Here is a 23,807-nt window from a genome sequence, read left to right on the forward strand (position 1 = left end):
GAAATGATTGAGAAAGGCGGCCAAAAGGTCGCCTTTTTGTTTTTGGCTGATTACAATTCAGCTAATTAACTGTGATGGCTCCCTAGGTATCTTCCCTATAGCCCAGCTCAAAAGGCAAAATTATGACTACAGATACGATTGTCGCTCAAGCGACCGCGCCTGGTCGTGGCGGTGTCGGTATTATTCGAGTATCAGGCCCTAAAGCCAACCAAGTGGCGTTAGAAGTCACGGGTAAGACACTAAAGCCCCGCTATGCAGAGTACCTGCCGTTTAAGTCAGAAGATGGCACTGTGCTTGATCAGGGCATCGCTCTGTACTTCCCTAACCCGCACTCATTTACAGGTGAAGACGTACTTGAGCTGCAAGGCCATGGCGGCCCCGTCGTGATGGATATGCTGATAAAACGCATTCTAGGTATTGATGGTATTCGAGCAGCTCGCCCTGGTGAGTTCTCTGAACGTGCGTTCTTGAACGATAAACTCGACCTCGCTCAAGCAGAAGCAATTGCAGACCTCATTGATGCAAGTTCTGAAGAAGCAGCAAAATCGGCGCTGCAATCCTTACAGGGCGCCTTTTCAGGGCGCATTAATACCTTAGTTGAGTCGCTGATTCATTTGCGTATCTATGTTGAGGCAGCCATCGACTTCCCAGAAGAAGAGATCGACTTTCTGGCCGACGGCAAAGTGGCTGGTGACCTACAAGCCATCATCGACAACCTAGATGCGGTGCGCAAAGAAGCCAACCAAGGCGCGATCATGCGTGAAGGGATGAAAGTCGTGATTGCAGGTCGTCCAAATGCGGGCAAATCAAGCCTACTGAACGCGCTATCAGGCAAAGAGTCTGCAATCGTAACCGACATCGCAGGTACCACGCGTGACGTCCTGCGTGAGCATATCCACATTGATGGCATGCCACTGCACATCATTGATACGGCAGGTCTGCGTGATGCCTCCGACGAAGTCGAGAAAATCGGTATCGAGCGCGCGTGGGATGAAATAGCTCAAGCAGACCGCGTCTTGTTCATGGTGGATGGCACCACAACCGATGCCACCGATCCGAAAGATATCTGGCCAGACTTTGTGGATCGCCTACCCGACAATATCGGCATAACCGTGATCCGAAACAAAGCGGATCAAACGGGTGAAGAAATGGGGATCTGCCACGTCAATAACCCTACCCTCATCCGCTTGTCAGCGAAAACTGGTGCAGGGGTTGAAGCTCTGCGTGAACACCTCAAAGAATGCATGGGCTTCTCAGGCAACAGTGAGGGTGGCTTTATGGCTCGTCGCCGTCACCTCGATGCGTTGGAACGCGCCGCACAGCACCTTCAAATAGGCCAGGAACAGCTTGAAGGCTATATGGCTGGTGAGATACTGGCAGAAGAGCTGCGCATCACTCAACAGCATCTCAACGAGATTACCGGCGAGTTCAGTTCTGACGACTTGCTGGGCCGAATCTTCTCTTCATTCTGTATCGGTAAGTAAATAATCGAACGCGCGGTGCTGAGCTTAACTCACACCGCGTTTCTTTTTGTACGGCAAGCCATCCATGAGCTTTAGCCGTCGCATTCAATAAGGAAGAAGTATGATCCACATTATTACAGGCAGCACGCTAGGTGGCGCAGAATATGTAGGGGATCACCTGAGTGATCTACTCAACGAGAATGGATTTGAAACAACGATCCACAATCAGCCATCCCTTGATGAGATCGAAAATCAAGGAACGTGGTTGGTGATCACCTCAACCCATGGGGCTGGTGAGTACCCTGATAATATTCAACCTTTTATCGCGGCATTACAAAATACCCCGCCGAAAATGACCGACGTAAAGTTCGCAGTGATTGCGATTGGTGACTCAAGCTATGATACGTTCTGCGCCGCTGGTCAACACGCTTATGATTTACTAGAGGACATTGGTGCCACACCGCTCGCTGATTGTCTTAAGATTGATGTACTGAGCCATGCAGTACCCGAAGACGCCGCTGAGGCATGGTTAAAAGAGAATATCGAACGCTTTTAAGCTCCCCGCTTTCCCTTCAACAGAGTCGAAATTCGGCTCTGTTTTCCCCAATGTGAATAACTCCCGTCAAATTATTTTGTTTAACTGCTCAAAAACCAACCAAACGAGCTGTGGATAACTACGATAAGATCCAGTTATTTTCCTTTAGTTATCCCAATAACAACTTTGATCAATTTGACCCCCTGTGTATAACTACCACTTTTGATCCCAGGAAATCCTCGATCTGATCCAATCATGATCACAAGATATGATCCAAAGAAGATCCATGATCTTGTTGATCATTTTTAGGTTATCCACAGAAACGGTCGATCCTAATAGTAGATCTAATAAAAGATCATATATATAGATCTTATATATATTTATCTTGAAGCTTAAAACGGATAAAACGAGAAAACGTTTTTCTCTGTGGCATAAAGCAGGTAAAATACTGCTCCTTTATCTGTCCATTAAATCCCTTGAATACCTGAGGTCAGTTCATGCTTTATCACGAAAACTTTGACGTCATTGTTGTCGGTGGCGGACACGCAGGAACGGAAGCCGCGCTCGCATCTGCACGCACAGGACAAAAAACGCTTCTCCTTACCCATAACATCGATACATTAGGCCAGATGTCTTGTAACCCGGCGATTGGTGGTATTGGTAAAGGTCACTTAGTAAAAGAAGTGGATGCTATGGGCGGTTTGATGGCTGAAGCCATCGACCATGCAGGTATTCAATTCCGTACACTAAATGCCTCCAAAGGTCCTGCAGTTCGAGCGACTCGAGCTCAAGCCGATCGCGCTCTGTACAAAGCGTACGTCCGTAACGCATTAGAAAATGCACCTAACTTAACACTGTTCCAGCAGTCAGTGGATGATCTGATTGTTGAGCAAGACCGCGCGGTTGGCGTGGTGACTCAAATGGGACTTCGCTTCCATGCGAAAGCCGTCGTACTAACGGTAGGTACGTTCCTTGGTGGTAAGATCCACATTGGCATGGAGAGCTCTTCAGGCGGACGTGCAGGGGATCCACCGTCGATCGCATTAGCGGATCGATTACGTGAGCTGCCATTCCGTGTGGATCGTTTAAAAACGGGTACCCCACCGCGCATTGATGCTCGCACTGTTGATTTTTCAGTGCTTGAAGCTCAGCACGGTGATAACCCTACCCCTGTATTTTCATTCATGGGTAAACGCGAACAACACCCGCGTCAGATCCCATGTTTTATTACGCACACCAATGAGCAAACGCACGACGTGATCCGTAGCAACTTGGATCGCAGTCCGATGTACGCGGGTGTGATTGAAGGCATTGGTCCGCGTTACTGCCCGTCGATCGAAGACAAAGTGATGCGTTTTGCGGATAAAAATAGCCACCAAATCTTCATTGAGCCAGAAGGTTTAACGACGCACGAGCTATACCCTAACGGTATCTCGACTAGCTTACCATTTGATGTGCAAGTACAAATCGTTCGCTCAATGAAAGGTTTTGAAAATGCGCATATCGTTCGTCCTGGTTATGCGATTGAATACGATTTCTTCGATCCACGTGATTTGAAGCAAACGTACGAAACCAAGTTTATTCATGGTCTGTTCTTTGCTGGTCAGATTAATGGTACGACTGGTTACGAAGAAGCCGCAGCGCAAGGCTTGATGGCCGGTCTAAACGCAAGCTTGTACAGCCAAGACAAAGAAGGCTGGAGCCCACGTCGTGACCAAGCTTACATGGGCGTATTGATTGATGATTTATCGACCATGGGTACCAAAGAACCGTACCGCATGTTCACTTCTCGTGCGGAATACCGCTTGTTGCTACGTGAAGATAACGCCGATTTACGTTTAACGGAAAAAGCACGCGAGTTAGGCTTGATTGACGATGTTCGTTGGGCTCGCTTTAACGAGAAAATCAATAACATGGAAACGGAACGTCAGCGTTTGAAATCAACGTGGATGAATCCGAAATCAGAAGGCGTTGATGAGCTTAACAAGCTGCTGAAAACCCCAATGGCACGTGAAGCGAGTGGTGAGGATCTTCTGCGTCGTCCTGAGATCACTTATTCGCAACTGACGCAACTTGAAGCGTTTGCTCCTGCACTTGAAGATCAGCAAGCGGCTGAGCAAGTTGAAATTCAAGTAAAATACGATGGTTACATCAAGCGTCAGCAGGAAGAGATCGAAAAATCACTACGTCACGAAAATACCAAGTTACCTGCTGATTTGGATTACCGCGATGTAAAAGGTTTATCAAACGAAGTCGTTGCTAAACTGAGTGAAGCCAAACCAGAGAGCATCGGTATTGCATCGCGCATTTCTGGTATTACGCCTGCTGCAATTTCTATTCTACTTGTTCACTTGAAAAAGCATGGTTTGCTGAAGAAAGGTGAGGAAGAATAATGAGCGCATTGCGAACAAAGCTGGATTCACTGATCGCGAAAACCGATTTAGAAGTGTCAGAGCAACAAAGAGAGCAATTGGTCGGTTACGTCGAACTGCTCGATAAGTGGAACAAAGCGTACAACTTAACGTCGGTGCGCGATCCGCTTGATATGTTAGTGAAACATATTCTTGATAGCATCGTGGTGAGCACACACCTGTCCGGTGAGCGATTCATTGATGTTGGTACTGGTCCGGGCTTACCGGGCATACCTTTGGCAATCATGAACCCTGAGAAGACCTTCTTCTTGCTCGACAGTCTTGGCAAACGCATCCGTTTTATCAAGCAAGTCGTGCACACATTAGGGCTGAAAAACGTGACACCAATTCAAAGTCGCGTCGAAGAATTCCAACCTGAAGAAAAATTTGATGGCGTTTTGAGTCGAGCTTTTGCTTCAATGACAGACATGGTGGAATGGTGCCACCATTTGCCGAAACAAGAGCATGGGGTGTTTCTAGCGCTGAAAGGACAGCACCCTAAAGATGAAATGGATCAGCTTCCTGAATGGTGCAGTGTGACAGAGATCATATCTTTAGCTGTTCCTGAGTTGGAAGGTGATCGTCATCTAGTAATCTTATCGCGCAAGGAAAATTAGCGAGGTAATCGTGGGTAAAATTGTAGCAATCGCCAACCAGAAAGGTGGGGTCGGCAAAACAACAACGTGCATTAACTTAGCGGCTTCGATGGCGGCAACAAAGCGCAAGGTTTTGGTGATCGATCTCGACCCGCAAGGCAATGCTACGATGGCCAGTGGCGTGGATAAATATATGGTCGATGCCACCGCATACGATCTTTTGGTCGAAGATACACCGTTCGATCAAGTCGTTTGTACCCAAACCACAGGGAAGTATGATTTGATCGCGGCGAACGGAGACGTAACCGCGGCAGAGATCAAATTGATGGAAGTGTTCGCTCGCGAAGTGCGTTTAAAAAATGCATTGTCGTCAGTTCGCGATAACTATGATTTCATCTTTATTGATTGTCCTCCTTCTCTAAACCTTCTTACAATCAATGCGATGGCGGCAGCTGATTCTGTGCTGGTGCCGATGCAATGTGAATACTTTGCGTTAGAAGGTTTAACTGCTCTTATGGACACAATCAGCAAGTTAGCGGCTGTGGTTAATGAAAACCTCAAAATCGAAGGTTTACTGCGTACTATGTACGACCCGCGCAACCGCCTATCGAATGAAGTGTCCGATCAACTTAAAAAACACTTTGGCAATAAAGTTTACCGTACCGTCATTCCGCGTAATGTGCGTTTGGCCGAAGCGCCAAGTCACGGTAAACCAGCGATGTACTACGATAAGTACTCTGCAGGGGCCAAAGCGTATCTTGCTCTAGCGGGCGAAATGCTCCGCCGCGAAGAAATCCCAGTTTAACTCTAACCTAAGGAATTCAATCCCATGTCTAAGCGTGGTCTCGGAAAAGGACTGGATGCGTTATTGTCGACCAGTTCGTTTGCTCGTGAAAAACAGCATATTGCATCGCATAGCCAAGAATTATCGGCAGACGGTGAGTTAACCGACTTAGCGATTGGTCAATTGCAACCGGGCGTATACCAACCGCGTAAAGATATGGCGCCTGAAGCGCTAGAAGAATTAGCGGCTTCGATTCAGTCACAAGGCATTATTCAGCCAATTGTGGTTCGCCAGGTTGAAAGCGGCCAGTTTGAGATCATCGCAGGTGAGCGCCGCTGGCGTGCGGCAAGGCAGGCTGGTTTAAAACGCGTGCCGTGTTTGGTGAAGAAAGTCGAAGATCGCGCGGCGATTGCCATGGCGTTGATTGAGAACATTCAACGTGAAGACTTGAATGTGATTGAAGAAGCACAAGCGCTTGAGCGCTTACAAGACGAATTTACGCTTACGCATCAACAAGTCGCAGAAGTGATTGGTAAGTCGAGAACGACGGTCAGTAACTTGTTACGTTTAAACCAGCTTGAGTCCGATGTGAAAAGCTTGGTTGCGGATAAATTGCTAGAAATGGGTCATGCGCGAGCGCTATTGGCCTTGCAGGGTGAGAAGCAGGTTGAGGTTGCTCAACAAGTCGCGAAAAAGCAAATGACTGTTCGCCAAACCGAACAGTTAGTAAAAAAGTGCTTAGCCCCACAAAATGAGCAAAAAGGGCAACAAGAAGATACCGAAGCTGAGCAAATGTCGCATAAATTGAGTCAGCTGCTTGATGCAAAAGTTTCTCTGACCCGTTCTGCAAACGGAAAAGCGAAATTGACGATAAGTATTGATGAGCCTCACAAATTGGACCAACTAATTGCCAAGCTTGAGGCCTAGATGAGATAATTGATTTAGGTCAATTAATCTAATTAATCGAATTTTGTGCGAAAGTTGTCGTTTTGTAAACAAAACTGTAAGTTTTTGATGCAATCGAATTGCTTTACGTTGAACTGAACGTATAATTTTCGCCAATTTCCCAGCACAGAGAGTTTAGTGCGAAGTGGATATTACTAGAGGTACGAATACATGGTAGCTGCGTTAGCTAGACCAGGACGAGAGCTCGCAAGGCAATTGTTAATGATCCAGTCTGGCGCGGTTATTTTTGTGGCAGCAGGAATGGCGGTAGCCATAAATCCTGACTGGGGATTTTCAGCGCTGATTGGCGGAGGCATTTTTGTTGTTGCCAATGCAGTATTCGCGCTGTGTGCTTTCATGTTTAGTGGGGCTCGCGCTGCCAAGCGCATCGCGGCTTCCTTCTATACGGGTGAAGTACTGAAAATTCTCATCACGGTTGCACTGTTCTATGTTGCCTACATGTATATGCAGGTGGAACTTGTTCCCCTCAAACTAACCTATTTGCTGGTACTAGGTATTAATATCTGTGCACCAGTGCTATTCATTAACAACAAAAAATAGGATGAGTTATGGCTGCGCCAGGTGAAGCGCTAACATCGTCCGGTTACATTGCCCACCACCTTTCTAACCTATCGCTGTATAAGTTGGGTTTAGTAGGGTCGGAGACAAGTTTCTGGAACGTACATATCGATAGCCTGTTTTTTTCTTGGTTTACTGGTTTAATCTTCCTCGGAATTTTTTACAAAGTAGCGAAGAGAACAACAGCGGGTGTACCGGGTAAGCTTCAGTGTGCTGTAGAAATGATCGTTGAATTTGTCGCCGATAACGTCAAAGACACGTTCCATGGACGCAACCCACTGATCGCGCCTTTAGCACTGACTATCTTTTGTTGGGTATTTTTGATGAACGTGATGGACTTAGTTCCTATCGACTTCTTACCGTACCCAGCAGAACATTGGCTAGGTATCCCTTACCTTAAGGTTGTACCGTCTGCTGATGTGAATATCACCATGGCTATGGCTCTAGGCGTTTTTGCATTGATGATTTACTACAGCATCAAAGTGAAAGGTCTAGGTGGATTCGCAAAAGAACTTGCACTACATCCATTCAATCACCCACTTATGATTCCGTTTAACCTACTGATTGAAGTGGTATCGCTACTGGCGAAACCTCTATCACTTGGTATGCGTTTGTTCGGTAACATGTTCGCGGGTGAGGTTGTATTCATTCTTTGTGCGGCAATGCTACCATGGTACTTACAATGGATGGGTTCACTACCGTGGGCAATCTTCCATATCTTGGTTATTACGATTCAAGCCTTCGTATTCATGATGTTGACAATTGTTTACCTGTCAATGGCACACGAAGATCCTGATCATTAATTTTTTTAAAGCTTTTTATTTGGGCACTAAGCCAACAACTATAAATTGGAGATAGTAATGGAAACTTTACTGAGCTTTTCTGCAATCGCCGTAGGTATTATCGTCGGTCTTGCTTCTCTTGGTACAGCGATTGGTTTCGCACTGCTAGGTGGTAAATTCCTAGAAGGTGCTGCACGTCAACCAGAAATGGCTCCTATGCTACAAGTTAAGATGTTCATCATCGCGGGTCTACTTGATGCGGTTCCAATGATCGGTATCGTAATCGCGCTACTATTCACTTTCGCAAACCCATTCGTTGGTCAACTAGGTTAATCACCTTTAACTCGGGACGAGCGATTAGCGCTTGTCACTGATTAACACTAAGTCCAAATAGAGGGGTAGCTGTTGTGAACATAAACGCAACTCTGCTAGGTCAAGCAATCTCGTTTGCACTATTTGTGTGGTTCTGCATGAAGTATGTATGGCCACCATTGATGAAAGCGATCGAAGAGCGTCAGAAGAAAATTGCTGATGGCCTTCAAGCAGCAGAACGTGCTGCGAAAGACTTGGATCTAGCACAAGCCAACGCTTCTGATCAATTGAAAGAAGCGAAGCGCACAGCAACTGAGATCATCGAACAAGCGAACAAGCGCAAGTCTCAAATTCTTGATGAAGCTCGCGAGGAAGCTCAGGCAGAACGCCAGAAAATCCTAGCGCAAGCAGAAGCAGAACTTGAAGCTGAACGCAATCGTGCGCGCGATGACCTGCGCAAACAAGTTGCTACTCTGGCTGTAGCTGGTGCTGAGAAAATCCTTGAGCGTTCTATCGATAAAGATGCGCAAAAAGATATTCTCGACAACATTACTGCAAAACTTTAAGTCTGGGGGCGCATATGTCTGATTTGACTACTATCGCACGCCCCTATGCTAAAGCAGCCTTCGACTTTGCTTTAGAGAAAGACCAGTTGGACCAATGGGGCCAAATGTTATCTTTTGCTGCTGAAGTGGCCAAAAACGAACAAATGAACGAACTTCTAACCGGTTCGGTTTCTGCTGATAAAATGGCAGAGATTTTTGTTGCAGTTTGCGGCGAACAAGTTGATACGCACGGTCAAAACCTTTTGAAGGTGATGGCTGAGAATGGTCGTTTAGCGGCCCTTCCTGATGTTTGCACAGAGTTTTACACTCTGAAGAAAGAGCATGAGAAAGAAATCGATGTTGAAGTCATTTCAGCTACAGAACTTTCTGATGAGCAACTTGCAAACATTGGCAGCAAACTTGAAAAGCGTCTTGAACGCAAAGTGAAGCTGAATTGCAGTGTAGATGAGACCCTACTTGGTGGGGTTATTATTCGAGCCGGAGACCTAGTCATCGATGACTCAGCGCGTGGTCGTTTGAACCGCCTGAGCGATGCATTGCAGTCTTAATGGGGATTGGAGCATGCAACTTAATTCCACGGAAATTAGCGATCTAATCAAACAACGTATCGAATCTTTCGAAGTTGTTAGTGAAGCTCGCAACGAGGGTACTATCGTATCGGTAAGCGATGGTATCATCCGCATCCACGGCCTAGCGGACGTGATGCAAGGTGAAATGATTGAATTACCGGGTGGCCGTTATGCACTGGCACTTAACCTTGAGCGTGACTCGGTTGGTGCGGTTGTAATGGGCCCATATGCTGACCTTAAGGAAGGCATGAAAGTTACAGGTACTGGCCGCATTCTTGAAGTGCCAGTTGGTCCAGAACTACTAGGCCGCGTAGTAAACACGCTGGGTGAGCCTATCGATGGTAAAGGTCCAATCGAAGCGAAAATGACTTCGCCTGTAGAAGTGATCGCACCAGGTGTAATCGACCGTAAATCGGTAGACCAACCTGTGCAAACTGGTTATAAGTCAGTTGACTCAATGATCCCTATCGGTCGTGGTCAGCGTGAGCTTATCATCGGTGACCGTCAGATTGGTAAAACAGCACTGGCGATCGACGCGATCATCAACCAGAAAGACTCTGGTATTTTCTCTATCTACGTAGCAATTGGTCAGAAAGCATCGACTATCGCTAACGTAGTTCGCAAACTAGAAGAGCACGGCGCACTACAAAACACTATCGTTGTAGTTGCATCAGCTTCTGAATCTGCAGCGCTGCAATACCTAGCGCCATACGCAGGTTGTGCGATGGGTGAATACTTCCGCGATCGCGGTGAAGACGCACTGATTGTTTACGATGACCTATCTAAGCAAGCGGTAGCTTACCGTCAGATCTCTCTACTACTTAAACGTCCACCAGGCCGTGAGGCATTCCCAGGTGACGTATTCTACTTACACTCGCGTCTACTAGAGCGTGCAGCTCGTGTAAACGAAGAGTACGTAGAGCGTTTCACTAACGGTGAAGTGAAAGGTAAGACTGGTTCATTGACTGCTCTTCCTATCATCGAAACTCAAGCAGGTGACGTTTCAGCATTCGTACCGACTAACGTAATCTCGATTACCGATGGTCAGATCTTCCTACAAACTGAGCTATTCAACGCCGGTGTTCGTCCAGCTGTTGACCCAGGTATCTCAGTATCTCGTGTAGGTGGTTCAGCTCAGACGAAAATCATCAAGAAACTATCAGGTGGTATCCGTACAGCACTAGCTGCGTACCGCGAACTAGCTGCATTTGCTCAGTTCTCTTCTGACCTTGATGAAGCAACGAAGAAACAGCTAGACCATGGTCAAAAAGTAACAGAACTAATGAAGCAGAAGCAGTACGCTCCAATGTCTGTATTTGACCAAGCTCTAACTATCTTCGCGGCAGAGCGCGGTTACCTTGATGATGTAGAACTTAATAAAGTTCTAGATTTCGAGGCGGCTCTACTATCGTACGCTCGCGGTCAATACGCTGAACTAGCAGCTGAGATCGACAAGTCTGGCGCTTACAACGATGAAATCGAAGCTCAGTTGAAGAAACTGACTGACGACTTCAAAGCAACCCAAACTTGGTAATTAGGTCGGTGGCAGTTTCTGCCACCAACTAACGGAGAGTAACGATGGCCGGCGCAAAAGAGATACGTAATAAAATCGGTAGTGTTAAAAGCACGCAGAAAATTACGAAAGCGATGGAAATGGTAGCAGCTTCAAAAATGCGTCGTTCTCAAGATGCAATGGAAGCTTCTCGTCCATACGCTGAAACAATGCGTAAAGTGATCGGTCATGTGGCTAACGCAAACCTAGAGTACCGTCATCCGTACCTAGAAGAGCGTGAAGCTAAACGTGTTGGTTACATCATCGTTTCGACAGACCGTGGTCTGTGTGGTGGTTTGAACATTAACGTGTTCAAAAAAGCCGTTACAGACATGCAAACATGGAGAGAGAAAGGTGCTGAGATTGAGCTTGCCGTTGTTGGCTCAAAAGCAACAGCTTTCTTTAAACATGGTGGCGCAAAAGTTGCGGCACAGGTTTCTGGCCTGGGTGATAACCCAAGCTTAGAAGACCTAATCGGTTCTGTTGGCGTAATGCTGAAGAAATACGATGAAGGTGAGCTGGACCGTCTATACGTAGTATTCAACAAGTTTGTTAATACTATGGTTCAGCAACCAACGATCGATCAATTGCTACCTTTGCCTAAATCGGACAGCGAAGAGATGCAGCGTGAGCACTCATGGGACTACATCTATGAGCCTGAGCCAAAACCTCTACTGGATACGCTACTAGTGCGTTACGTAGAGTCTCAGGTATACCAAGGTGTGGTTGAGAACCTTGCTTGTGAACAAGCGGCTCGAATGATTGCGATGAAGGCTGCAACGGATAACGCAACCAACTTGATTGACGATTTGGAACTTGTGTACAACAAAGCCCGTCAGGCTGCGATCACACAAGAACTATCGGAAATCGTTGGTGGTGCTGCTGCGGTTTAAGCTTAGGTAAAACGAAATAGTTTAGAGGATTAACGATGGCTACAGGTAAGATCGTACAGATCATCGGTGCGGTAGTCGACGTAGAGTTCCCACAGAGCAATGTACCTAGTGTATATGACGCTCTAAACGTAACGGACTCAAAAGAGCGTCTAGTTCTTGAAGTTCAACAACAGCTAGGCGGTGGCGTAGTTCGTTGTATCGTAATGGGTAGCTCTGATGGTTTACGTCGTGGAGTTGAAGTGGTTAACACTGGCGCTCCAATTTCAGTACCAGTCGGTACTAAAACTCTAGGTCGTATCATGAACGTCCTAGGTGACGCGATTGATGAGCGTGGTGAAGTGGGCGCGGAAGAGGTTTACTCTATCCACCGCAGCGCACCAAGCTACGAAGAACAATCAAACGAGATCGCACTTCTAGAAACGGGCGTTAAAGTAATCGACCTAATTTGTCCATTCGCTAAGGGTGGTAAAATCGGTCTATTCGGTGGTGCAGGTGTGGGTAAGACCGTTAACATGATGGAACTTATCAACAACATCGCACTACAGCACTCAGGTCTATCCGTATTTGCGGGTGTTGGTGAGCGTACTCGTGAAGGTAACGATTTCTACTACGAGATGCAGGAAGCGGGCGTTGTAAACGTTGAGAAGCCTGAAGAATCGAAAGTAGCGATGGTTTACGGTCAGATGAACGAGCCACCAGGTAACCGTCTACGTGTTGCACTGACTGGTCTAACAATGGCAGAACGTTTCCGTGACGAAGGTCGTGACGTACTACTGTTCATTGATAACATCTACCGTTACACACTGGCAGGTACAGAGGTATCGGCACTGCTAGGTCGTATGCCTTCTGCGGTAGGTTACCAGCCAACTCTTGCAGAAGAGATGGGTGTACTTCAGGAGCGTATCACGTCAACGAAATCAGGTTCTATCACGTCTGTACAGGCGGTATACGTACCTGCGGATGACTTGACTGACCCGTCTCCAGCAACCACGTTCGCGCACTTGGATGCAACGGTTGTACTTAACCGTAACATCGCTGCAATGGGTCTATACCCTGCGATCGACCCACTAGATTCAACATCTCGTATGCTTGATCCACTAGTAGTTGGTCAAGATCACTACGAAGTTGCTCGTGGCGTTCAGCAGACACTTCAGCGCTACAAAGAGCTGAAAGATATCATTGCTATCCTAGGTATGGACGAGCTATCTGAAGAAGATAAGCAAGTTGTATCTCGTGCACGTAAGATTGAGCGTTTCCTAACTCAGCCTTACCACGTAGCAGAAGTATTTACAGGTGACCCTGGTATTTACGTACCTCTAAAAGAGACTCTACGTGGCTTTAAAGGTCTACTAGCTGGTGAATACGACGACATTCCTGAGCAGGCATTCATGTACTGCGGTAGCATCGACGATGCTATTGAGAATGCGAAGAAGCTATAAGGCTAACTAGGAGGCGATATGGCAGCAATAACCTTTCACCTAGACGTAGTAAGCGCTGAGAAGAAAATCTTCTCTGGTCGTGTTGAAACGTTTCAGGTGACCGGTAGCGAAGGTGAACTTGGTATTTTCCATGGTCACACACCGCTGCTGACCGCTATCAAGCCTGGTATGGTGCGTATTGTGAAACAGCACGGCCACGAAGAAATCATTTATGTTTCTGGTGGTATGGTAGAGATTCAGCCTGGTACAGCGACTGTACTGGCTGATACCGCTATCCGTGGTGAAGAGCTAGACGCAGCGAAGGCAGAAGAAGCCAAGCGCCGCGCTGAGGAGCAAATCCAGAATCAGCATGGTGACATGGACTTCGCACAAGCGGCCAGTGAACTGGCTAAAGCCATTGCTCAGCTACGAGTTATCGAGCTGACAAAAAAGCGTCGCTAAGCTCAATTAGCAACGTTGCATGACAAAAGGCGGCCAAATGGTCGCCTTTTTGATTAATTTTAGTTGGAAATTTACCTTACTCCATTAACTATTTTAAAAGAGCTGTTTAAAATAACGGCCAATTAACATAAAACGTCAATAGGTTCTCAATGAAATTCAGTGCTGTGATTCTTGCTGCGGGTAAAGGTACCCGTATGCATTCGAACATGCCTAAAGTGCTACACACTTTGGCAGGGAAGCCAATGGCAAAACATGTGATTGATACATGTACTGGTCTTGGTGCACAAAATATTCACTTAGTATTTGGTCACGGTGGTGATCAAATGCAAACCACTCTTGCTGAAGAACCAGTAAACTGGGTGCTGCAAGCGGATCAGTTGGGAACTGGCCATGCGGTTGACCAAGCATCTCCTCGCTTTGAAGATGATGAGAAAATCCTCGTGCTTTATGGTGATGTGCCATTAATCTCAGCCGAAACCATCGAGAACTTGTTGGATGCTCAACCAACGGGTGGTATTGCACTGCTTACAGTGATGCTTGATAACCCAACAGGTTATGGTCGTATTATTCGTAAAAATGGTCCTGTTGTTGCGATTGTTGAGCAAAAAGACGCAACGGAAGAACAAAAGCAAATTAAAGAGATCAACACTGGTGTGATGGTTGCGACTGGTGGGGATCTTAAGCGTTGGTTGTCTGGCTTAAACAATAACAACGCGCAAGGCGAGTACTACCTAACTGACGTTATTGCAGCCGCACACGATGAAGGTCGCGCCGTCGAGGCAGTACACCCAGTAAACGCGATTGAAGTGGAAGGGGTCAACGACCGTGCTCAACTGGCTCGTCTAGAGCGTGCCTTCCAATCAATGCAAGCTCAGAAGCTACTAGAGCAAGGTGTGATGCTACGCGATCCAGCACGCTTTGATTTGCGTGGTGAGTTGCAGTGCGGTATGGACTGTGAAATTGACGTGAATGTTATCATTGAAGGTAAAGTATCACTCGGTGATAACGTGGTTATCGGTGCTGGCTGTGTACTGAAAGATTGCGAAATCGACGACAACACCATCGTTCGCCCTTACAGTGTGATTGAAGGTGCAACGGTTGGTGAAGAATGTACCGTTGGTCCATTTACTCGCCTTCGTCCTGGTGCTGAGATGCGTAACGATTCCCATGTGGGTAACTTCGTAGAAGTTAAAAATGCGCGTATCGGAGAAGGCTCAAAAGCGAACCACCTAACTTACCTTGGTGATGCTGAAATCGGTCAACGTACGAACATCGGTGCCGGTACGATTACTTGTAACTACGATGGTGCGAACAAGTTTAAAACCATCATCGGTAATGATGTGTTTGTCGGTTCTGATAGTCAGCTGGTGGCGCCTGTCACTATCGCTGATGGCGCAACCATCGGTGCAGGCACGACGCTGACAAAAGATGTTGAAGAAGGCGAGTTAGTGATTACTCGCGTCAAAGAGCGCAAAATTAATGGCTGGCAACGCCCTGTAAAACAGAAATAAGCAGTACCTACACTCTGTAGATATATTGTCAAAGCTGCTCAACAAGAGCGGCTTTGTTGTTTCTAGCTAAAGGCTTCATCGTTAGTAACTAGGAATGGCGATGCGTTTTTCGAGCCAACGAACGGCTTGGGATACGAATAGAATGAGCAACAAGTACTCCAAAACGAGAAAGGTATAAATCTCTAGGGGTAAGTACTCATTCACCACTAGCTCATTGGCACGGCGAGTGAGATCGCTTAAACCAATCACACTAACCAAAGAACTCATCTTCAGGATATACACAAATTGATTTCCCAATGGTGGGAGAATTTGTCGAAACGCTTGGGGAAGAATTACCAAGCGCATCTTTTTCCAATAGCTTAAGCCCAAAGATTCAGCCGCTTCATGCTGGCCACGGCTGATCGCTTGTATCCCACCGCGAAACACCTCCGCCATAAACGCACTCTCAGCAATGGTCAGTGCAATAACACCCGCCCAAAAGTGATTGAGTGAGACATCCAACAGCGTTGGCATGCCGTAATACACCCAAAGTAGTAAGACTAAAACAGGCACTGAACGGACTACCTCGACATAAATGCGGTTGATCCACTTCAAGTAGGGAGAGTTCGACAGAGCCGGTAGGGCGATGATTAAACCTAATGTCATCGCAAATAACATACTGAGGAGTGATACTTGGATGGTGTCACTAAATCCGGCGATTAAAAACTTCAGATTGGTGAGTCCTTGCTCCGTAGAGGGATCGAGCACATACCAGCCCCATTGATAATCTGAGCAACCTGTGAGCAACAGCAGCGAAATCAGCCATAGAGTTCGAAAGGTCACATTTACTCCCTGAATTAACTAAAAAACTTCCATTGTTGCTGCTATGTTATCAATAGAGCTTTAATAAAGGTTAATCATTAAACCGTATAAGGTCATTATTTTTAAGGGAATAAAAATGAAAAAGATTTTACTAGCGCTAGGAATGTGTTTACTTGCTGCAACTCAAATTGCTCATGCTGAAAGCCGTCTTCAATCCATTTTAGACAATGGTGTACTCCGTGTTGGAACGACGGGAGATTGGAATCCGATGACGATGAAAGATCCTGCAACCAACAGTTATCGTGGCTTTGATATCGACGTAACGACAGAGCTTGCTAAAGATCTCGGTGTAAAAGTAGAGTATGTAGCCACGGATTGGAAGACACTAGTCAATGGCATTACCGCCAACAAATATGATATTACTGGCAGCGCGTCCCTGAATATGTCGCGCGCGAAAGTCGCTGGATACAGCCAACCGTATTTCTACCTTGCCTTTGTACCTGTTGTGCAAAAGAAAGATCTCGCCAAATTCTCTGATTGGGCAGATTTTAATACGCCTGATGTGAAAGTCGCGGCGACACTAGGAACGGTGCAAGAAAAAATGGTGAAAGAGTTTTTCCCGCTGGCTCAACACATTGTGATTGAAGCGCCAGCGCGCGACTTCCAAGAATTACTAGCTCGCAGGGCTGATGTATCGGTGACGTCCAATGTGGAAGCAGCGACGTTGGTGGACAAGTTTAAACAACTGGCGATAGTACCAGTGACCGCTCCGCGTAAACCGACACCAATTGCGATGCTGTTGCCGCAAGACGATCAAGTATGGATTAATTACATCAACCATTGGGTTGAGCTGAAAAAGACCCAAGGCTTTTTCAAGCTGACTGCCAAGAAGTGGGGGTTGAAAAGCTTATAAACAAAAAGAGCCGCATTACGCGGCTCTTTTTTATTATCTGAACAATTAAAGTTCGTCTTCACTCACTACACGAGCATTGTCTGGAGTCGTGAAGTGCTGAGACAATTCACGGTTAGATAAGATGTAACCCATCCAAAGACCACCCATACAGATGATGATTGCAACGCCCGTTACCATTTGAGCTTGGCTTGCCATTGCAGCAACTAATGCGCTTGATAGACTGCTCACAGTAATTTGTAAGCTGTTTTGCAGGCCTGCAGCTGTTGCAGGGCTTTGCTTAGCACTTGCCAACGCGCGGTTTACTACGATTGGGTATAGCGCACCATTGGCTACCGCAATTAAACAGAAAGGCGCTAGAATTGGCCAGATAGAAGACAGTTCCCATTGTGAGGCAATGAATATCATTATTGCCGCGACACTAAATAGGCCAATCAACTGACGTAGAACTTTTTCATCACCAAATTTACGAACGCCGACTTTACCCAAGTAACCGCCAGCCATAAACGCGATAGTTTGTGGGATAAAGCTCAAACCAATATCTTTTGCTTCATAGCCTAGTTGCGCCATGATTTCTGGCATACCAGTTAGGTAAGCAAAGAATGCAGCCGAAGCCGTCGCAAACATAAACACGTTGCCAAGGTATTTTTTAGAGCTTAGCAGCGCTTTGATATCGGCAGACATACTGGTTTGTTTGATTTCTGCTTTCTCGTCTTTTTGGGCCATTGTCGCAAAGACCAAGAAGACACCAACTAGTGTTAGCGTAATAAAGATACTGTGCCAGCCGAAGTTATCTGCCAACACTACCCCTAATTGAGGTGCTAGCGCTGGTGATAGCGCGACTAACGGCATGATCGTTGCGAAAATTTGCTGACTGCTGCTTGAGTAGCGTTTAATGACCATGGCTTGCCAGATCACTGCTGGTGCACATACACCGATAGCTTGGATAAAGCGCAGTGTCAGTAGTTGCCATACTTGGTCACAGAAAGCCAAACCGAATGATGCGATAGTAAACAGCACTAACCCGGCCGCGAGTGTATTGCGGTGGCCAAATTTATCGGATGCCAATCCCCACATTAGCTGGCCAACCGCCATACCAACTAGGAATACCGTTAAAGAGAGCGCTATTTGCTCAGGGCCTGTTGCAAAGTCGATTTCCATCGCTTTGAATGCTGGCAGATACATATCGGTAGCAACGAAGCCAAGCATCGATAATGCTGCCAGATAAATGAGCTGTAGTTTTGATATTTTCATGATTCAACCAGTCAAATTATTTAATCATTTTTTAATCAACATCAGTTGGCGCCAACCCTGATTTATTTACCTTATTATTCTATTTTTCGATTTTAAGAAAATAAAACGCTAAAATTGTTGGTTATCAATCAAATTTTTTGAAAGGTTAAATCATGTTCTCTAAAGCGTCTCTGGAAATGCTGGATACGGTTGCTCGTTTAGGCAGTTTCACCGCTGCGGCTGAGGTGCTGCATAAAGTCCCTTCTGCCATCAGCTATGGAGTAAGGCAGGTCGAGCAAGATTTAGATGTGGTGCTGTTTCGACGCTTACCGAGGAAAGTGGAGTTAACTCCGGCAGGTGAACTTTTTATGGCTGAGGCTCGCTCTTTGCTGCGTCAAATGGAAGAGGTGAAAGCACAAACGCGCCGAGCGGCTCAGGGATGGAAGAGCACGTTAAAGCTGACCTTAGATAACGTGGTGAAGTTAGAGAAGCTCAAACCTTTGGTGGAAGATTTTTATCGCGAGTTTGAATTTGCTGAATTGCAGATCAATATGGAAGTATTTAATGGCTCTTGGGAAGCCATAGCACAAGGTAGAGCCGACATTGTCGTTGGCGCGACATCTGCGGTTCCCGTTGGGGGAGACTTTGAAGTCAAAGATATGGGCGTATTAGATTGGGCATTTGTAATGTCACCCGCTCATCCTTGCGTTCGACAACAAGTACTTACTGAAGAGTTTGTGAGTCAATTTCCGGCGATCTGTCTTGATGATACTTCGAACGTGCTGCCAAAACGCCATACTGGCCATTATCCGCAACAGCGCCGATTATTATTGCCCAATTGGTATAGTGCGATTGAATGTTTAAAAAATGGGGTGGGCGTGGGTTACATGCCACGTCATATTGCAACACCCTTAATCAATGATGGTGTGCTGGTGGAGAAGGTCATGCCAGATGATAAGCCGCTCAGTCATTGTTGCTTGGTCTGGCGCAAAGATGATAATCATAAATTGATCCAATGGATGGTGGATTACCTAGGATCGCCTACTCAGCTACATCAAGATTGGTTACAGTCATAAAAAAACACCTCGCAATAGCGAGGTGTTTTATTTGATATGTTTGGAGCGTGGCGTTTTATGACAGGAAGAACTTGTAAGACGGGTTGTCTGTTTCGTCTTTGCATTGATAGCCAAGTTCGCGCAAATGTGCCGAAAACTGAGCTAAATCTCCTTCATCTAACTCGAAACCACATAAAACGCGTCCGTAGTCTGCGCCGTGGTTACGGTAGTTGAACAAGCTAATATTCCAATGGGTACCAAGAGTGCTTAAGAATTTCAGCAAGGCACCTGGGTACTCTGGAAATTCAAAGCTGTAGAGTCGCTCTTTGAGTTGCTTCGATGGCTTCCCGCCGATCATGTAGCGAACGTGTAGCTTCGCCATTTCATCATCAGAAAGGTCAACCACCGGATAGCCACCTTCACGTAGATCGTGAATGATGTTTTCCAACTCTTCTTGACCGCCTTGCAGACGAACACCGACAAAGATATTAGCGAGTTCGTCATCGTTATAACGATAGTTAAACTCCGTAACTGCACGGCCGCCAATCAAGTTACAGAACTCAAAGAACGCTCCTTGGCGTTCAGGGATCGTCACTGCCAATAAACCTTCACGTTTTTCACCTAACTCGCAACGTTCTGACACGTAGCGTAACCCGTGGAAGTTGGTGTTTGCGCCAGACAGTACCGTGCCTAGGTTTTTGTTTTTCAGCTTGTTCTGTTCAGCAAATTTCTTCAGCCCCGCCAGAGCAAGCGCCCCCGAAGGCTCAGCAATGGCGCGAGTATCTTCAAAGATGTCTTTCACAGCTGCGCAGATTTCATCACTAGAGACCGCAATGTGGCCATCAATGTACTTTTGGCACAGACGAAACGTCTCTTCACCAATGCGTTTTACAGCGACGCCATCGGCAAACATGCTGACCTGGTCTAATACTACTGGTTCACCTGCATCCAATGCCGCTTTGAGGCATGAAGAATCTTCTGGCTCGACCGCAATCACTTTGATTTCTGGCATGAGTTGCTTCACAAGTACCGCAACACCAGCGGCCAAACCGCCGCCACCGACAGGAACAAAGATGTAATCAAGGTGACCATTTTGCTGCAGCATTTCCATACCGATGGTGCCTTGACCTGCGATCACCAGTGGGTGATCAAAGGGGGGCACAAAAGTATAGCCATATTGCTCTGACAAACGTTCGGCTTCTGCTTTTGCTTCATCAAAGTTGCTGCCGTGCAGCACCACATTGCCACCAAAGCTGCGTACGGCGTCGACTTTGATATCCGGCGTGGTCTTTGGCATCACGATGGTGGTTTTGATGCCCAGCTTAGTGCCAGACAGTGCCATGCCTTGAGCGTGGTTACCTGCCGATGCAGCGATGACACCAGCGGCTTTTTGTGCTTCAGTTAGGCTTGCCACCATGTTGTACGCACCGCGTAATTTAAATGAGTGCACGGGTTGGCGATCTTCGCGCTTGATTTGCACATTGTTACCAATACGTGCAGACAATCGTGGCATTTCTTGCAGTGGTGTTACTGTTGCGACTTCATACACCGGAGCGCGGAGGATTTGGCGCAGATAGTCTGCGCCAGTTTGATTTACTTTCTTTTCGGGTTGAGATTCCATCATTGCTAGCCCTCTAGCTTCGACTTGTCTCGTACTGCACCCTTGTCAGCACTGGTGGCCATGCTCGCGTACGCTTTAAGTGCAAAGGAAACTTCTCTTTGACGATCAACAGGTTTCCAGCCTAGTTCATCTTGTTTTGCACGGCGCTCTGCAAGTTCTTGTTCAGACACTTCGAGTGAAATTGAACGGTTCGGAATATCAATCGCGATCATATCGCCCGGTTTCACCAGTCCAATAGCACCGCCGTTAGCGGCTTCAGGAGAAGCATGGCCGATAGAGAGTCCTGATGTACCACCAGAGAAACGACCGTCAGTCAGCAGTGCACATTCTTTACCAAGGCCCATCGATTTTAGGTAAGTGGTTGGGTAAAGCATTTCTTGCATGCCTGGGCCACCTTTTGGACCTTCATAACGGATAACAACCACATCACCGGCTTTCACTTTACCTCCTAAGATGCCTTCCACCGCATCTTCTTGGCTTTCAAATACCACAGCCGGACCAGTAAACTTAAGAATGCTTTCATCAACACCGGCTGTCTTAACGATACAGCCATCCAATGCGATGTTGCCTGATAGAACGGCTAGGCCACCTTCTTGGCTGAAGGCGTTGTCTTTCGCGCGAATACAACCTTCTGCACGGTCGTCATCAAGGCGATCCCAACGACAATCTTGCGAAAACGCTTGGGTGGTACGAATACCCGCTGGGCCTGCGCGGTAGAACTTAAGTACCTCTTCGTCTTCCGTTTGGATGATGTCGTATTTTGCCAACTGCTCTTTCATTGAAAGACCCAGTACGGTGCGAGCATCATTGTGCAGTAGACCAGCACGATCCAATTCACCAAGAATCGCCATTACGCCACCAGCGCGGTGTACGTCTTCCATATGATATTTCTGGGTAGATGGTGCCACTTTACATAGGTGTGGTACTTGGCGAGACAGGCGATCGATATCTTCCATATCGAAATCCACTTCACCTTCTTGCGCTGCAGCCAATAGGTGCAAAATGGTGTTGGTCGAGCCGCCCATGGCGATATCCAGTGCCATTGCATTTTCGAAGGCATCATAAGTTGCGATGTTGCGAGGCAGTGCTGATTCGTCATCTTGCTCGTAGTAACGACGAGTCAGTTCAACGATGCGACGACCTGCATTAAGGAACAGCTGTTCACGGTCTGCGTGCGTCGCCAGCATAGAACCGTTGCCCGGCTGAGAAAGACCCAGGGCTTCTGTTAGACAGTTCATCGAGTTTGCGGTGAACATGCCTGAACACGATCCACACGTTGGACATGCGCTACGTTCGATCTGCTCACTTTGCTCATCAGACACTTTTGGATCCGCGCCTTGGATCATCGCATCAACAAGGTCTAGTTTGATGATCTGATCAGAAAGCTTGGTTTTACCCGCTTCCATTGGACCACCAGAAACAAAGATAACAGGGATGTTAAGACGCATAGATGCCATCAACATTCCCGGAGTGATTTTGTCACAGTTAGAGATACACACCATGGCATCGGCACAGTGTGCATTCACCATGTACTCTACTGAGTCTGCAATCAGCTCACGCGATGGCAGTGAATACAGCATGCCGCCGTGACCCATTGCGATACCATCATCGACCGCGATGGTGTTGAACTCTTTCGCGATGCCGCCTGATTTTTCAATTTCACGTGCGACAAGCTGACCCATGTCTTTAAGATGTACGTGACCCGGAACAAATTGAGTAAACGAGTTCACTACGGCGATGATTGGTTTACCGAAGTCTTCTTCTTTCACGCCCGTTGCACGCCACAGCGCGCGTGCCCCCGCCATGTTACGACCATGTGTGGTGGTAGTTGATCTATATTTTGGCATTTCTTAAATCCTTCTTACTTCTTTTCTGGGTACACATAGTCTAACCAGCCCCACTTATCTTCCGTGGTGCCGTCAAATAGGCCAAAGTAGGCTGCTTGTAGTTCTTTAGTGATTGGGCCGCGTTTACCTGTGCCCACTTCAATTTTGTCGATGGTTGCCACTGGCACAATTTCAGCCGCAGTACCTGTCATGAAGACTTCATCGGCAAGGTAAAGGGCTTCACGAGCAATGTTGGCTTCACGTACTTCGTAGCCTTTATCGCGTGCAATCGTCATGATCGAATCACGAGTGATGCCAGGCAGAATCGCGCTGGTTGCTGGTGGTGTGGTGATCACGCCATCTTTGATAACGAAGATGTTTTCGCCAGCCCCTTCAGATAGGTAACCATCAACGCTCAGTGCGATACCTTCGTCGTATCCGTGACGACGGGCTTCACCACCAACCAGTAGTGAAGATAGGTAGTTACCGCCGGCCTTAGCTGCTGTCGGGATGGTGTTTGGTGCCGCGCGGTTCCAGCTTGAAATCATCGCATCCACGCCTTTCTCTAGCGCTTCTTCGCCTAAGTAAGAGCCCCAAGGGAATGCCGCAATGATTAGATCCATTTCAGTGCCAACTGGTGGGCACACGCCCAAACCAACATTACCGACAAAACCTAATGGACGAATGTAAGCGCTATCGAGTTTGTTTTGGCGCAGTGTTTCACGCGTTGCTTCCATGATTTCTTCTACAGAAAAAGGGATCGGGAAACGGTAAATCTTGGCGGAATCTTTTAAACGTTGTGCATGCTCACGGTGACGGAAGACAATTGGGCCTTTTGGTGTGTTGTAACAGCGCACGCCTTCAAACACGGATGTACCATAATGAATTGCGTGAGTCAGAACGTGAACGTTAGCCTCTGCCCATGGAACCATCTCACCATTAAACCAAATGAAATCTGCAGTTTTCGTTGCCATTTGTTGCCT

General features: G+C 47.0%; 23 protein-coding genes. 18 read left to right on the forward strand and 5 right to left on the reverse strand.

Translation table 11 applies throughout. From position 1 onward, the window contains the following. Positions 1-122 precede the first annotated feature (122 nt). The 16 genes from mnmE to glmU all read left to right on the forward strand — a co-directional run bounded on the left by mnmE (position 123) and on the right by glmU (position 15,378). Positions 123-1,484 carry a tRNA uridine-5-carboxymethylaminomethyl(34) synthesis GTPase MnmE gene (gene mnmE / locus R2S67_RS19965; RefSeq protein WP_012841264.1) on the forward strand — a complete coding sequence of 454 codons (1,362 nt, stop codon included), beginning with the start codon at positions 123-125 and terminating at the stop codon, positions 1,482-1,484. 100 nt (positions 1,485-1,584) lie between these two features. Further along, on the forward strand, positions 1,585-2,019 hold the full coding sequence (mioC, locus tag R2S67_RS19970; RefSeq protein WP_005394096.1) for an FMN-binding protein MioC: 435 nt from the start codon (positions 1,585-1,587) through the stop codon (positions 2,017-2,019). Positions 2,020-2,495: 476 nt separating this feature from the next. Then, entirely contained in the window at positions 2,496-4,391 is a 1,896-nt protein-coding gene (gene mnmG / locus R2S67_RS19975; RefSeq protein ID WP_005394094.1) for a tRNA uridine-5-carboxymethylaminomethyl(34) synthesis enzyme MnmG, read from the forward strand. Further along, positions 4,391-5,026 carry a 16S rRNA (guanine(527)-N(7))-methyltransferase RsmG gene (gene rsmG / locus R2S67_RS19980; RefSeq protein ID WP_317346714.1) on the forward strand — a complete coding sequence of 212 codons (636 nt, stop codon included), beginning with the start codon at positions 4,391-4,393 and terminating at the stop codon, positions 5,024-5,026. The genes mnmG and rsmG overlap by 1 nt, the downstream gene beginning before the upstream one ends. Positions 5,027-5,036: 10 nt before the next feature. Beyond that, positions 5,037-5,810, forward strand: coding sequence for a ParA family protein (locus tag R2S67_RS19985; protein ID WP_005383838.1), 774 nt, complete (start codon positions 5,037-5,039; stop codon positions 5,808-5,810). A gap of 24 nt (positions 5,811-5,834) precedes the next feature. After that, a complete protein-coding gene (locus R2S67_RS19990) occupies positions 5,835-6,716 on the forward strand; it encodes a ParB/RepB/Spo0J family partition protein (protein WP_046874588.1) in 882 nt (293 codons plus the stop codon). A 189-nt stretch (positions 6,717-6,905) separates the two neighbouring features. Continuing rightward, positions 6,906-7,295: a F0F1 ATP synthase subunit I gene (locus R2S67_RS19995; RefSeq protein ID WP_005378921.1), complete on the forward strand. Its 390-nt coding sequence runs from the start codon at positions 6,906-6,908 to the stop codon at positions 7,293-7,295. Between the two features lie 8 nt (positions 7,296-7,303). Then, on the forward strand, positions 7,304-8,116 hold the full coding sequence (gene atpB, locus R2S67_RS20000) for a F0F1 ATP synthase subunit A (RefSeq protein ID WP_005378922.1): 813 nt from the start codon (positions 7,304-7,306) through the stop codon (positions 8,114-8,116). A gap of 57 nt (positions 8,117-8,173) precedes the next feature. Beyond that, on the forward strand, positions 8,174-8,428 hold the full coding sequence (atpE, locus tag R2S67_RS20005) for a F0F1 ATP synthase subunit C (protein ID WP_002540812.1): 255 nt from the start codon (positions 8,174-8,176) through the stop codon (positions 8,426-8,428). 74 nt (positions 8,429-8,502) lie between these two features. Further along, the gene (gene atpF / locus R2S67_RS20010; protein ID WP_031780375.1) at positions 8,503-8,973 is read left to right on the forward strand and encodes a F0F1 ATP synthase subunit B; all 471 of its coding nucleotides are present in this window, start codon (positions 8,503-8,505) and stop codon (positions 8,971-8,973) included. Between the two features lie 14 nt (positions 8,974-8,987). Beyond that, a complete protein-coding gene (gene atpH / locus R2S67_RS20015; RefSeq protein ID WP_005394085.1) occupies positions 8,988-9,521 on the forward strand; it encodes a F0F1 ATP synthase subunit delta in 534 nt (177 codons plus the stop codon). A gap of 13 nt (positions 9,522-9,534) precedes the next feature. Continuing rightward, positions 9,535-11,076 carry a F0F1 ATP synthase subunit alpha gene (gene atpA / locus R2S67_RS20020; protein ID WP_005394084.1) on the forward strand — a complete coding sequence of 514 codons (1,542 nt, stop codon included), beginning with the start codon at positions 9,535-9,537 and terminating at the stop codon, positions 11,074-11,076. A 44-nt stretch (positions 11,077-11,120) separates the two neighbouring features. Continuing rightward, a complete protein-coding gene (gene atpG / locus R2S67_RS20025) occupies positions 11,121-11,987 on the forward strand; it encodes a F0F1 ATP synthase subunit gamma (RefSeq protein WP_150916029.1) in 867 nt (288 codons plus the stop codon). A gap of 35 nt (positions 11,988-12,022) precedes the next feature. Beyond that, positions 12,023-13,426, forward strand: a complete 1,404-nt coding sequence (gene atpD, locus R2S67_RS20030) for a F0F1 ATP synthase subunit beta (RefSeq protein ID WP_005383849.1) — start codon at positions 12,023-12,025, stop codon at positions 13,424-13,426. Between the two features lie 18 nt (positions 13,427-13,444). Continuing rightward, positions 13,445-13,867: a F0F1 ATP synthase subunit epsilon gene (locus R2S67_RS20035; protein WP_005378937.1), complete on the forward strand. Its 423-nt coding sequence runs from the start codon at positions 13,445-13,447 to the stop codon at positions 13,865-13,867. 149 nt (positions 13,868-14,016) lie between these two features. Beyond that, on the forward strand, positions 14,017-15,378 hold the full coding sequence (gene glmU / locus R2S67_RS20040; protein WP_005394079.1) for a bifunctional UDP-N-acetylglucosamine diphosphorylase/glucosamine-1-phosphate N-acetyltransferase GlmU: 1,362 nt from the start codon (positions 14,017-14,019) through the stop codon (positions 15,376-15,378). An 81-nt stretch (positions 15,379-15,459) separates the two neighbouring features. Here glmU and R2S67_RS20045 read toward each other — a convergent pair whose 3' ends face one another. Then, a complete protein-coding gene (locus R2S67_RS20045) occupies positions 15,460-16,200 on the reverse strand; it encodes an amino acid ABC transporter permease (protein ID WP_301615955.1) in 741 nt (246 codons plus the stop codon). Positions 16,201-16,315: 115 nt separating this feature from the next. Between R2S67_RS20045 and R2S67_RS20050 the strand changes: the two genes are divergently transcribed. Continuing rightward, positions 16,316-17,092 (forward strand): transporter substrate-binding domain-containing protein, encoded by a 777-nt coding sequence (locus R2S67_RS20050; RefSeq protein ID WP_104970000.1) that lies wholly within the window; start codon positions 16,316-16,318, stop codon positions 17,090-17,092. Positions 17,093-17,137: 45 nt separating this feature from the next. Here R2S67_RS20050 and punC read toward each other — a convergent pair whose 3' ends face one another. Continuing rightward, positions 17,138-18,343 (reverse strand): purine nucleoside transporter PunC, encoded by a 1,206-nt coding sequence (gene punC / locus R2S67_RS20055; RefSeq protein ID WP_031780373.1) that lies wholly within the window; start codon positions 18,341-18,343, stop codon positions 17,138-17,140. 152 nt (positions 18,344-18,495) lie between these two features. Here punC and punR point away from each other — a divergent pair, with 152 nt between their 5' ends. Then, positions 18,496-19,398: a DNA-binding transcriptional activator PunR gene (gene punR, locus R2S67_RS20060; RefSeq protein WP_317346741.1), complete on the forward strand. Its 903-nt coding sequence runs from the start codon at positions 18,496-18,498 to the stop codon at positions 19,396-19,398. 55 nt (positions 19,399-19,453) lie between these two features. Here the strand turns inward: punR and ilvA are convergent, their stop codons facing one another. From ilvA to ilvE, 3 genes are read right to left on the reverse strand one after another with little or no spacing between them, the layout of a single operon-like run. After that, positions 19,454-21,001: a threonine ammonia-lyase, biosynthetic gene (ilvA, locus tag R2S67_RS20065; RefSeq protein WP_317346742.1), complete on the reverse strand. Its 1,548-nt coding sequence runs from the start codon at positions 20,999-21,001 to the stop codon at positions 19,454-19,456. 2 nt (positions 21,002-21,003) lie between these two features. After that, entirely contained in the window at positions 21,004-22,845 is a 1,842-nt protein-coding gene (ilvD, locus tag R2S67_RS20070) for a dihydroxy-acid dehydratase (protein ID WP_317346743.1), read from the reverse strand. A 14-nt stretch (positions 22,846-22,859) separates the two neighbouring features. Further along, positions 22,860-23,798, reverse strand: a complete 939-nt coding sequence (ilvE, locus tag R2S67_RS20075; protein WP_317346744.1) for a branched-chain-amino-acid transaminase — start codon at positions 23,796-23,798, stop codon at positions 22,860-22,862. Between the last annotated feature and the right edge of the window lie 9 nt (positions 23,799-23,807).

The sequence above is a fragment of the Vibrio sp. T13N genome (assembly GCF_032970445.1).
Lineage (GTDB): Bacteria > Pseudomonadota > Gammaproteobacteria > Enterobacterales > Vibrionaceae > Vibrio > Vibrio diabolicus.